Annotated in this window: 10 protein-coding genes and 2 pseudogenes; 6 read left to right on the top strand and 6 right to left on the bottom strand. The window is 65.7% G+C overall.

The window, feature by feature from the left end:
- Positions 1-384, bottom strand: a pseudogene (locus ACYVL2_RS17820) (hypothetical protein); the annotation flags it as partial.
- A complete protein-coding gene (gene eccE, locus ACYVL2_RS17815) occupies positions 381-1,634 on the bottom strand; it encodes a type VII secretion protein EccE (protein WP_460545817.1) in 1,254 nt (417 codons plus the stop codon). The pseudogene ACYVL2_RS17820 and the gene eccE, both read right to left, overlap by 4 nt.
- Before the next feature lie 128 nt (positions 1,635-1,762).
- Here eccE and ACYVL2_RS17810 point away from each other — a divergent pair, with 128 nt between their 5' ends.
- Complete coding sequence (locus ACYVL2_RS17810) at positions 1,763-3,100, top strand: S8 family peptidase (RefSeq protein WP_460545815.1); 1,338 nt, start codon at positions 1,763-1,765, stop codon at positions 3,098-3,100.
- A gap of 91 nt (positions 3,101-3,191) precedes the next feature.
- Here ACYVL2_RS17810 and ACYVL2_RS17805 read toward each other — a convergent pair whose 3' ends face one another.
- Both ACYVL2_RS17805 and ACYVL2_RS17800 read right to left on the bottom strand, forming a co-directional pair.
- Positions 3,192-3,473: a WXG100 family type VII secretion target gene (locus ACYVL2_RS17805; protein ID WP_460545813.1), complete on the bottom strand. Its 282-nt coding sequence runs from the start codon at positions 3,471-3,473 to the stop codon at positions 3,192-3,194.
- Between the two features lie 36 nt (positions 3,474-3,509).
- Positions 3,510-3,815 carry a WXG100 family type VII secretion target gene (locus tag ACYVL2_RS17800; RefSeq protein WP_460545811.1) on the bottom strand — a complete coding sequence of 102 codons (306 nt, stop codon included), beginning with the start codon at positions 3,813-3,815 and terminating at the stop codon, positions 3,510-3,512.
- Between the two features lie 388 nt (positions 3,816-4,203).
- Here ACYVL2_RS17800 and ACYVL2_RS17795 point away from each other — a divergent pair, with 388 nt between their 5' ends.
- The 5 genes and pseudogenes from ACYVL2_RS17795 (at position 4,204) to ACYVL2_RS17775 (ending at position 7,785) form a co-directional block, all read left to right on the top strand.
- Positions 4,204-4,677 carry a hypothetical protein gene (locus ACYVL2_RS17795; RefSeq protein ID WP_460545809.1) on the top strand — a complete coding sequence of 158 codons (474 nt, stop codon included), beginning with the start codon at positions 4,204-4,206 and terminating at the stop codon, positions 4,675-4,677.
- A gap of 486 nt (positions 4,678-5,163) precedes the next feature.
- Positions 5,164-5,745: a hypothetical protein gene (locus tag ACYVL2_RS17790; protein ID WP_460545808.1), complete on the top strand. Its 582-nt coding sequence runs from the start codon at positions 5,164-5,166 to the stop codon at positions 5,743-5,745.
- Between the two features lie 42 nt (positions 5,746-5,787).
- Positions 5,788-7,026: a WXG100 family type VII secretion target gene (locus ACYVL2_RS17785; RefSeq protein WP_460545806.1), complete on the top strand. Its 1,239-nt coding sequence runs from the start codon at positions 5,788-5,790 to the stop codon at positions 7,024-7,026.
- Positions 7,027-7,267: 241 nt separating this feature from the next.
- Positions 7,268-7,381 (top strand): annotated as a pseudogene (locus ACYVL2_RS17780) (maleylpyruvate isomerase N-terminal domain-containing protein); the annotation flags it as partial.
- 167 nt (positions 7,382-7,548) lie between these two features.
- Positions 7,549-7,785, top strand: coding sequence for a maleylpyruvate isomerase mycothiol-dependent enzyme family protein (locus ACYVL2_RS17775; RefSeq protein ID WP_460545821.1), 237 nt, complete (start codon positions 7,549-7,551; stop codon positions 7,783-7,785).
- Positions 7,786-7,889: 104 nt separating this feature from the next.
- Here ACYVL2_RS17775 and ACYVL2_RS17770 read toward each other — a convergent pair whose 3' ends face one another.
- Positions 7,890-9,431, bottom strand: a complete 1,542-nt coding sequence (locus ACYVL2_RS17770) for a S8 family serine peptidase (RefSeq protein WP_460545804.1) — start codon at positions 9,429-9,431, stop codon at positions 7,890-7,892.
- Between the two features lie 288 nt (positions 9,432-9,719).
- Positions 9,720-11,195, bottom strand: coding sequence for an NF041680 family putative transposase (locus ACYVL2_RS17765; RefSeq protein WP_460545802.1), 1,476 nt, complete (start codon positions 11,193-11,195; stop codon positions 9,720-9,722).
- Positions 11,196-11,444: the final 249 nt, after the last annotated feature.

Genomic DNA, 11,444 nt, shown 5'->3' with positions numbered 1-11,444 from the left:
GTGCTGCGGCTGCCTCGGCTGCGCCGCCTGCGTGGGCGGGGCCCCGCCGCGCGCCGGCGATTCCGGTGGCGGGGTCTGGCCCGCGCGCGCAGGTGAGGCCGCGCCGCCGTAGACGCCGGGAGTCGTGGGCTGAGAGGGCGGCTGCTGCGGTCCGGTCCGGGGGCCCTCGGACGGGCGGGGCGGCGAGGCCGGCGCGCCCGCGCTGGGGCGGGTGACCTTGACGGTGCCCTCGTCGTCTTCGACCGAGGGGCGCTCGGGCCGCTCGCTCTGCGGCTCTTCCTCGTCGTCGCTGTGGTGGCGGCCGCCGCGGTAGGCGCCGCCTTGATAGGTGCCGCCCTGGTAGTTGCCGCCGCCGTAGACGTTGCCGTTGCGCTGGTCGCTCATCGGGGACCTCCTCCGGTCGGGGCGGAAGCGTATGCGGCGGGCCCGTGTTCGCCGTCGAGTCGCTGCAGCCGGACGCCGAGCTGGTCGGCGACGTTGAGCATCTGGTTCTGGGCCGACTCCCATGAGGCCTGGTCGAGCGCCAGTCGCACGACCGCGTCGACCGCGAGCTGGCGGCCGGTGACGCGGCCGTCGGGGTTGACCTTGCCCGAAGCCCCAGCAGTGACCACAATGGAGACGGTCACGAACGCCGCCGGGACGCCCGACAGGGCGTCGACCGTGCGGTGCAGCGCGTTGGCGTCGCTGGGCCACTTGGTGACCCGGTAGGCGACATGCCGAAGGCCGTCGGCGTACCAATGGCTCCAGTCCTCGGCGGTGCGCTCACCGGGAACCGGCGCGAACGCCACACCGAGCGACTGCTGCACCGCCTCGCGGACGCCTTCGCCGTCGAGGATGCGGTTGGGGACGCCGACGTTGCCGAGCAGCTTGCTGACGCGCTGGGACGTCGAGGCCAGCGCCTTGTAGACGCCGTCGACCTCGCCGCCGCGCTCGGCCGTGGCCTCGCGGGCGTCGCGGGCGCCGAGCCTGACGGCCAGCCACGCCTTGTGGTGCACCACCGCCGGGTAGTCGCCGAGCAGTTCGCGGTACGAGCGGGCCGCGGCGCTGTCGTCGTAGGCCGCCAGACCGACCGGGGTGGTGTGGCCGACCAGCTGCACGGCCGTCACCGGCACCGACGTCTCGTCGAACAGCCGCTCCAGGCGCTCAAGGGGAATGGCCTTCGTGCCGTCGTCGGTCGAACCGATCTCGATGACCGAGAACCAGCCGCCGTTGTCGTGGCCGATGCCGACGTTCTCGTCGCGGTTCTCCACACCGGTGATGCCGAGGTCGGGAGCGATGCGGTGCAGAACCTCGGTGAGCTGCTCGGGATCGAGCGAACGCACCCGCCGACGCAGCCGCGAACGCAGCGGCACGGTCTGGTACCACCAGTAGTCGCCCTTGCGCCAGAACGCCAGCACCAGGATCAGGAGCGCCACCGCGCCGCCGGCCACCTGGACCGGAAGCGAGAACGCCAGGCAGGCCAAGGCGATCGTCAGCGCCACTTCGACGGCGATCAGTTGCGCGACGGTGAGCGGCCCCAGCCTCCCCGAGGAGCGCGTCGTGAACACGACGCTCTCGTCCGGGACCGGGCCGCCCTGCTGGTCCTGCACGGACGCGGTGCCGCGAGCTTGCTCTTGCCCCTGCAGCATCGTCATTGGCGACGTCTCCATCATGAAGGTGAGTGGTCGTACCTATCGTAAGCGGACAAGTCCACTGCACGGTGGCCACCCGAGCCGCGGTGCACGGGCCATTCGGCCTGGCGCCCCGACGTTAGACTGACCTTGTGCGATTCCTCCCGCGTTCTCCTCTCTATACAGCGGCCGCCGCGGTCGCCACCGCCGGCATACTGCTGCTGACGGCGACCCCCGCGTCGGCGCAGGCCGACCTGCGCGACTGGGCCACGGGAGCCGGCTCCGGACTCGACCAGATCCCATGCGAGCCGCCGGACACGCCCGGTGAGCCGATGCACGGGGCCCCATGGCACGTCGACGCCAGCGGACTCGAACTCGCGCACCAGTACAACCAAGGCCTCGACGGCGAAGGACAACCGGTGAAGGTCGCGGTCATCGACTCCGGAACCAACGCCGACCACCCGACGTTCAACGGCAACGTCCTCCCCGGAGGCGACCCCTACGACCCCGACTCCGACGCCCAATGCGACCTGGCCGGACACGGCACCCAGGTCGCCGCGATCATCGCCGGCGGCCACGACGACGTGGGCTTCATGGGAGTCGCCCCGAAAGCGCAGATCATCCCGTTCCGGGTCTACCCCATCGGCGATGAAGGCGGCAACGACCCCGAACGCAGCAGGCACATCGCCTCCACCATCAACGCCGCGGTCGCCGCCGGCGCGCAGGTCATCAACATCTCCATCGCGGTCATGCACACCGCGGAGCTCGAGGCCGCGGTCGACAACGCTTGGGAGAACAACGTCCTCATCGTCGCAGCGACCGGCAACGAATCACTGTGGATGGACAATGAGAACAACCGCCTCGAACCGAAGGACGAGGTGTACTACCCGGCCAACTACGAGAAGACCATCGCGGTCGGCGCCTACAACCGGATCGGCAACCTGTTCGGCCAGGAGAACTTCGGACCCAACCTCGACCTGATCGCCCCGGGAGTGGAGATCACCGTCCCCTCGCCCAGCGGCGAAGGCTACGTCCCCTCAGTCCAAGGCACCAGCTTCGCCGCACCCCACGTGGCAGGCGCGGCCGCACTGCTCATCGGCGAATTCGGGTCCACCGTGGCCACTCCCCAATGGATCACCGACCGGCTCATCGCCACCGCCACACCGCCGCCGGACAAGTGGAACCAATACCAAGGCCACGGGCTGCTCAACATCCCCAAAGCGCTGACGGCCTCATACGACCTCGGCGACGAGAAAACGGCCGCGCCGGTCGACGTCGAACCGCGCCAGCTCGAACCGCTGGCGATCAACCAGGACCCGCTGGCGACCGAGAAGACCATCGCCTGGTCGAGCCTCGGCGGCGCCATCGCACTGATCATCCTCGTCCTGGTGCTCAAAAAGGTCATCCCCCAGGGCCGCCGCCGGCGCTGGCGTCCCGGCACGCGCGACGCCGACCGGCTGCCGGTGAAAGCCGAAGGGGAATCGATCTAGCACTCCTGCCGACAGCAAGAAACCCGGGTGATCCGCGATCGACCCGGGTTTCTCTTTCTCGATGTGGAGAGGAAGTCTCGGTAGGTGGTGGTTACCCGAAACGCGCCGCGTTGGCCGCCTCGGTCTCCGCGTAGCGCTGCTTGGCGTTGTTCACCGCGTTGCCGACGCCCTGGAGGATCTCGTTGATCTTCTCGAACGCCTGGTCCCACTGCAGCTTGGACTCCTCGTAGGCCGCCTTGTCGGAGCCTTCCCAGTCCATGGCGTCGAGTTGGCTGCGGAGGTCGGCCAGCGTGCTCTCCATCTCTCCGGACTGGGAGAGGATCTGCGAGTGCGCCGCTTCGAGCTCCTCGTAGCTCATTGCGATACGAGTCATTATGGATTCACCTCTTTCCTAGAGAGTAGGGATGTCCTAGAGTTCACCGTCGTAGGCGCCGAAGTCCGCGCTGGACTCGGCGTCCTGCTCGGCGGTCGCAGCGGCGCTGGAGTCGAGCTGGTCGGCGATGTCCTGCAGGGCGTCGAGCAGCTTGGCCGCGTTGACGTCCCACTGCTCCATAACGCGCTGGAAAGCGGCCGCGCCAGAACCCGTCCAGGAAGCGGCGAGGTCATCGCAGAGCGCCTTCAAGGTGTCGAGGTTCCCGTCGACGGAAAGCTTCGCGTTAACAGTGTCGATGGCTGCCTGGCGGACTGTTTCTTCGTCCATTGCGACACCGGCCATCGTTCACCTCCTAGTGATTGAACCGGGGCTGAGGCGCTAGGGAATCTAGGCCGTCAGGGGTATCCCAGTGAGTTTTTTCGATCGATTCCGCAGTCACCATAACCCGTCCGTGCAAACTCACCGGGCTGGCGGTGCGCCTCTCAGTTTACAAGCGGTGACCCATCGGCTGTATCCCCGGATCGTGCCAAGCCACCGCACCTCGTGACAGACACACCCCATGCGCCCGTAGCGGTCCGTCTCCGACGAACCACCGCCCGTCGGCATCGGGCACGAGATCGACGGCGAGAAGGTCCTTGAGAATGTGCCGGACCCATGAGGCTTCCGATTCACGGGACAATCAGGCCATGCCCCCTCGGTTCGCCTGCGCTTTTCGCCCGCCCGGATCGCCATGAACGTCTGCTTCGGTCTCGTGGGAGCCGTCCTCGGGATCATCGTGACGGCCGGCGCACCGCCATTATTCCTGGCCGCGGTCGCGCTGCTCTTCGCCGCCGTCATAGTCGTGACGGCGTTACTCTTCCACACCGGAGCCCTCGCCTACGCCCGCGTGACACCGCAGAGGGCGACCTACCGCCTGGTCGCCGGTTTCATCCCGATCAACCTCTCGTTCGCGGTGCTTCTCCGACATGGCGACACCATCGTCGTCACCAACGACGGCCTGTTCATCTGGCGCTACCGGGGCGGCGGCTTGGAGCGGGTCGCCATCGACCCCGGTACAGCCGACCCCGATGACTGGGCGGAACTCCGAGCCCGGGTCGCCTCGATCTGGCCCCAGCCGCCCGCCCACTCCCCCCTCGGCGCCGACACCGCGCCCCGGGCCCGCGCCGATCTGGCATTCCCCTCGTTCAAGTTCTGGGGGCCCTGAATCCGGCACATCCAGGAGATATGACGTCGGCCACCTGCCACGCTCCTACTCGCTGGAGGCGGTGATCAGGTCGAGGGACGCTTGAACGGGAATCCGACGGACAGCGGTCCGGACTCGTCGGACCGCCGTCGACTTCCAGTCGGCGGCCGGCAGTTGGGATTGTGGTGCGCGCCTTGCGCACACCCAAAAGCGTCACACACCCTTCTGACGAAGATCAGGCATTGACGCGCCGGTCGCGCACGAACGTCTAGACCCAGGCTGAGCCTCTTGGCTCGCAGATGGATCACGACGTCCCAGCGCTCTCCACATCGGCCACGGCGCAATCTCCCCGATCCGTGCCAAACCGAGTAATCCCGTACTGACCGGCTTGCACCGGATCGCTATGCTGGACTCAGTACAAGGTGAGTGGCCGTGCCCATCGACTGCGAAGCTTCGGCCCGCACCCCCATCCCCTGACCGAACTTCCGTTCACCGAGGTGGTTACACATGGTCCAGTACCTCGCCGATGGCACGCAGTACGTGCAGAACAACGATGGCACCGTCACCGTCGGCACCGGCAGCGAATCCGTCACGATGACCACGGAAGCCTTCGACGAGTTCATCTCCAAGATGGAGAGCACGATCACCGATCTGGGCTACACCAAGAGCATGGTGACGAACCATGAAGTCGTGCGAATTCGAGGTGAACTCGACTTCATTCCCGATCCGGCCATGTTCCAGCGGGTCGACGCGCTCAACCTCAAACTCGGCACCTTCGACGACGCCAAGGAGCTCGCGGAGGTCTACCGCGAGAACTTCTACAAGGGCAAGGCGGACCAGATCGAGCGGATCTACCACGGCTACGACACGGGCAAGGTCGTGAGCGAGGAGATCGCCACCAGCTATGTCGACGAGGACGGCAACGTCGCAGCCGACATCACGACTGTGGACAGTGGCTTCGATACGAACGAGGGCATCGACGACAGTGATGTCCACGAAGCCGAAGAGGTAGCCGAGCAAGAGGCGGAAGAGTCGACGGACGATCCGGCCGACGAGCAGCCCGGCACCGACCCTTCCGAGAACGCATAAGCCCGGCTTACCTGGTCCAAGCCCCGAGGAGAAAGTCGCACGATGGCACAAGGCAAAGGCTTCGACTACTACCGCAACACTTATACGCACGAACAACTCTGGGACATGCTCTTCACCGACGCGGATCCCTGGAGCGTCGAGCAAGCCGGCTCGCTGTGGAGCACCGCCAAGGGCGGTCTCGAGCGCGCCCGCGAAGAGCTGGAGACTAACGTGCTCGACCTACGGAACGAGTGGACCGGAACGGCAGCTGCAGAATTCCAAGGCCGTATGTCGAAGGTGATCGAATACAGTATCGCGACTGAGGATGCGCTGGGAAACGCCGCTGATCGCCGTATCCCAAGTATCGCAACGGCACTGGAGACTGCACAGTCCAGCGCACGAGACGAAGACCTCTACCCGCGGCCCGAACACGAGGACTACCAGGTTTGGCTTGAAGAGGTCAAAGGAATGGAGTACGGCACTCCAGAGGAGGAGAAGGACCGCACCAAGCTGAAGCGGGAGCACGGACAGTATCTGTCCGACCGGCACGACTCGATGGCTCGTGTTATTGCGACACTGGGTGATGAGTACGCGGCGCAGCGAGAGGATCTCGAAGATCCTCCTCTGCCTCCGCCGAGTGGCATGCCTGGCAATAACTCCTACCAGCCGCCTACCGGCGGGGTCTTCGGCAACGACGGCCTTAATTCCGGCGGCAGCGCTCCGGGTGCTCCCGGCGGCGTCGCGGGTGGCGTTGCCGGGGGCGGTGCCATGAGCTATACCAGTGACGGCCTCAACGGAGCGGATCCGGACGACCTTGAACCGGTCGACGGCTGGACACCCGGCTCATACGACGATGTCGACTCCCCGATCCACGGCGGTCTGGCCGGCAGTACTGGATTGGTCACTACTCCATCGGGGAGCCTCGGCGGCTCGATGACGACCAGCGGTGTCGGCGGCTCCAGCCTTGCTAGTACCGGTGGTGGTCTGTTCGGGCCGGGCAAGACCGGCGGTGGTACAGGCTCGACGGCAGGCAGGGGCACTGGAACCGGAAACAACAGCCCCGCTCGAAGCGGTGCGAAGTCGGGCAGCAGCAGTACGCGGGGCAGCGGCTCGAATTCGTCCGGCCGCGGTGGAAATTCGGGCCGTGGCATGAGCAACCGGGGCACCGGACCGCGAGGCGGGACTCGCTCCGGTTACTACGACGATGACGAGGACGAAGAGACCACGCGCGAGACCTGGCTGAGGGAAGACGACGTCGACTGGGGTCGCAGCCGCGTCTCTGAGGACGAGATCGACGACTGACAGCCAGTCCCTTCAGCGAAAAACACGCGGGGCCGGGCGGCTAAGCCGCCCGGCCCCGCGTGTTTTTCGCTGAAGGGAGCATAACGGCCAGTTCTGGTGACCCTCTCTTCGTACCGATGAATCTGTGGTTCCTGTCCAGTCATAACTTTCAACGAACGAGACTGGAGGCCACAGCCCATGCCCTATCGCAGTACCACCAGACCGCGGCCGAATCGCCGTGCGCCGCTGTGGCGAATGATCCATGACGAGGGGGGCAGCGCTGGAGTCTGACCTGGCCAGACTCAGCGACAAGGAGTGGTCGACGCCGTCCCTGTGCGCCGGGTTGTCAGTTCGCGAGGTGCTGGCGCATCTTACTGCCGGCGCGAGTCTTGGCTGGGCACGGTGGATGGCCGGCGTGATCAAATGCCGGTTTGATTTCGATAAACAGGTGACGATGCGGCTGTCCGAGCAACTCGGGCATTCGGGTTCGGGAACGCTCGGCCGGTCTCGGCGAGCACGACCAAGGCAATTCCACCCAGGGCCATGCTCGGCGAGACGATCGTCCATGGTGAGGACATCCGCCGCCCTCTGGGGCTCGGGCACGCCTACCCCATCGAAATGCTCACCGAACTGGCCGAATACTACCGAAGCACCGACTTCGTCATCGTTGCGAAGAAACGCGTGGTCGATCTAAGACTGGTCGCCGAGGATGGGCCGTTCACTGTGACGAACTCGAAGGCGACGGCGTCCCAACGCTCCGCGAACGCTGCGACACCATGAGACACCGCAGAGCCAGCCGTTCCCGGGAATCAGGGCATGACTCGCTGACTGAGACCTAGCCGCTGCTGCAGACGGTCATCCTGCTCGGGCCCCGTTGCACAAGGCTAGCCTCGCGAATTCGGATCACTCGGCCCCGAAGGCGGGCTCGGCTCGTGCCCACTCGGAGGCGAACCATAGCTCTGCCGTCCTCCCGTGGGAGGTGGGCTGTAGGCCTCAGGGTTCAGCGAGGTGAACTGCTGCTGTGCCACCGGTGCTTGCTGGAAACCGTTCTGGGAAGGTCCTGGCTCTGGCACGAACGGACTCGCTGGTCCGGAGCCGCCAGGAGTCGCAAGTCTGCGTCCCCGGCCCCGAAGTACCAGCCAAACTGCGATGGCCGCCCCGACCAAGACTATTGCGGCAGTGACGACAATAATCGTGGATAGCCCCGAATCCGACTCTCCAGCAGCTGTACCCCCTGCTTCAGTTACCTCGGGTTCGTCGACAGCCCCGTCCGTGTCCCCACCTTCGGAGGAGGCTTCATCATCAGTGCCAGCACCGCTGGCACCGGCCTCTCCCATCGGGTAGCCAAGCGGATTCTCTTCGACGCTTTCTATCCCTTCCGCATGGACGGCCGCGTCGGCGTTGACCAAGCCGTACCCGACCGCACCTGATCGTGTGCCGTTGCCGTCACCGGCAGTCATGATGAGTCGCTGAATGATGTTGCTGGCGTCAAGATCCGGATGAGCCGATGCGATAAGAGCTGCCACCCCTCCAGTGATCCCGGACCCGAGCGACGTACCCCCACCGTTCTCCTCATACAAGTCAGGGTTCGCATCCAACCCGTTGCCATTGTCGGGGACTGGGTGCAGCATTTGGTCTGCTGGCGCGGCCACTACTACCTCTGGACCTTTAGTGCTGGTCGCGAGAAATCCGCCTTCTCGATTGGTTCCAGTTACAGCCACAACTCCCGGGATCGATGCGGGATACGCGACGTTGGCACCAGCTTCGTTGCCCGCAGCGGCCACTACCACCACGTCCTTATCGATCGCGTACTGAACCGCCTCAAGTATTTCGGCATCTGGCTCGACATCATGTACGCCCCACGCCGTCACGATGATATCGGCGCCATTGTCCGCAGCCCAACGAATTGCGTCATGATCCTGAACGGTATCTCCGCCGCCGAATTCGCCAATGTCCATGCCATTACTGCTGCGAACCGGAAGGACAGTCGCCTCGGGAGCTACGTACAGAACTCCAGCTGCGACGTGAGTCCCGTGCCCCTGCCTGTCATGCCAAGCATCTTCTTCGTCTGAGTTCAGCGTCGAATGCCCGCGCAGGACATCTTTGTCCTCAAAGAAAGGGTGCTCACCGATACCCGAGTCGACCACCGCGACGGTTGCGCCTTCACCCTTGGTGGTCTCCCACGCGCCTCGAGCCTGCACTTGGTCGATTGCCCAGGCGTTGGCCGATGTCAGTTCATCATCCTGAGCCAGAGCGACACTGGGGGCGGCGACTACGGCGCCGACCAGCGCCAGCGAACTGAGGCTCGTGACCAGCGCGGCGCGGAAGCGGCCGAGTTTCGTTCGGCTGCTTCGCCTCACACGGCTGAGGCGTTCACAACAGCAGGGACCGCCTATTCGAAGTACCTGGTAGAGAGGTGTTGCCATGCGTATGGCCCCTTCCGTACGTTCATAGCCGCGGAGCTGTCCGCTCTGTCCCACAAGATACCGGACCAGCCCCATCCCGGCGAGCCCCACATCAGCGCACGCCTTCAGTCTCTCAGTGCCCATCGAAGCGGTTCTTGCGGGCAGCGGCTACGACTCGGCTTCCTTCCGAGACTGCCTGCGCTCCAAGTCGCTCGAACCGGAACATCCCGCAGCGGGGCGGCAAGAAGATCATCGGCCTGGGCACGATCCGGTGGATGGTAGTGCAGTCGATTGCCTATCTCCACCAGTTCAAAGGCCAAGACCTCCGATCGCTAACTTGATTTTTAAGCTTTGCTTGCGGTTCAAGCGGTTTCGACGTTGTGCGAGGGTCTTGTCGCGTTTGGCTTTCTTGCCGGGGTCGCGGATCGGTGCCTTGTGGCTGTTGGGTCGGCCCGGAGGGCGTCCGGGTCCGGGCTTGCCGGCTTTCGGGACGCTGGTCAGGCGGGTCAGGTGCGCGTGGAGGTCCGGGAAAGCCCGGCGGACGCGGGCGGGGGTGAGCCGACCCGGTTTCGCCGGGGCTTCCCAGGGCAGGCGCAAGTCGGCGGCGAGTGACCTCGCGGCGGCCAGCTGGGTGAAGGCGGCGATCATCAGCCAGGTCCAGCGGTCGGCGGCTTCTGGATCGCGGACCTGGGGCACGGTCCAGCCCAGGGTCTGCTTGAGAAACCGGAAGGTGTGCTCGACGTCGAAGCGGCGCAGCCAGGCCGACCAGAGGCTGTCGAGGAGTTCGTCGTCGATGCTGCGGGCGTTCGTCCAGAGCCAGACCGGCTCGGGTGTGCCGGTGTGGGGCAGGCGTTCGGACTCGATGCGGATCACGGCCCCCTCGATGATCGGCAGCGTGTCGTCGTGCTCGATCCAGGCCGATCGCTGTTTCAGCCAGGGATGCAGGCCCTCCCACGCTTGCGCTTCGAACTTCCCGTAGCGGTCGGTGTCAGTGACGGTCTGGGCCTCGGGTGTTTCCCAGGTGGACGGGTCGGTCAGGCGGAACGCCGATCCGTGCCGCTGGGGCCGGCCGATGCCGGCATAGGGCGGTGCGGCCCGGTAGAGCACCCGGTCCGCACGCAACCTGCCGATCACGACCACCGGCAGGTTGCGCAGTTGATGAGCCAGGCGCGGGACGTCGTAGCCGGCGTCGACTACGATCGCGATCGGCGCATCGCCTGGGCGGTGCTGCCCGGCCGAGGCAAGTCGCTTCACGCATTCGCGCACTTGGACGGCCGTGATCTCAGCGGCGTCATCGTCAGGGTCGAGCCGCTGGGCGTCGAGGATTTGCGTCCATGAGGTCGAGCCTGGTTCGACGGCGGCGATGAACGAGTAGGCCCACCCGGGCACCATCTGGTCTTGTCCGCGGCCGTGTCCGGTCACATGGCAGTACAAGCGCCCTGGCGAGCAGTTCGCGTCCGGGCGCAGCCACGCGGTGACATCGACCGCGAGCACGATCCGCCCGCGCACCCGCTTGATCGGCCGCTCCGCCAGCAGGCACCGCAGTCGATCAGCGTCAACGCCTCCGCAGTTGAGGGCGTCATAAAGTCCGCCATGGCCGCGTCGGAACACTCCGGCCAGCGACAACACCGGCAGCGAGACCACCGGGCCGCCCGAGCACAGTAGGGCGTCGCCCAGTTCGAACAGCGCGTCGGCCCGAGCGGTCAGGCACCCGTAGAAGCCGACGCGGAACGCCGCCAGCGACCCCACGCCATCGGCGGGACCATCATCAGGAAGAATAGACAACCGAAGCCCTTGCTATTTGAGACTCTTTGTGTAGCAACAAGAATCATCAAGCAAGGGCTTCACTCGTGTCCACTCGGGGTCGCCTCACCAGCACACAAGCTTAAAAATCAAGTTAGCCCCGAGTTCTGACCAGACCCGGCCGGAACAAAATGTCCCGATCGGCTGCCTACGGGCTGGAAGAGCCACTGCGCGCCGTAGCTAGGCCAGAGCACGTGCGTCCGATATGCCTGCCTGCCAGGCGTTCACGTA

The sequence above is a fragment of the Glycomyces halotolerans genome (assembly GCF_054779575.1).
This window is presented reverse-complemented; position numbering and strand designations above follow the sequence as displayed.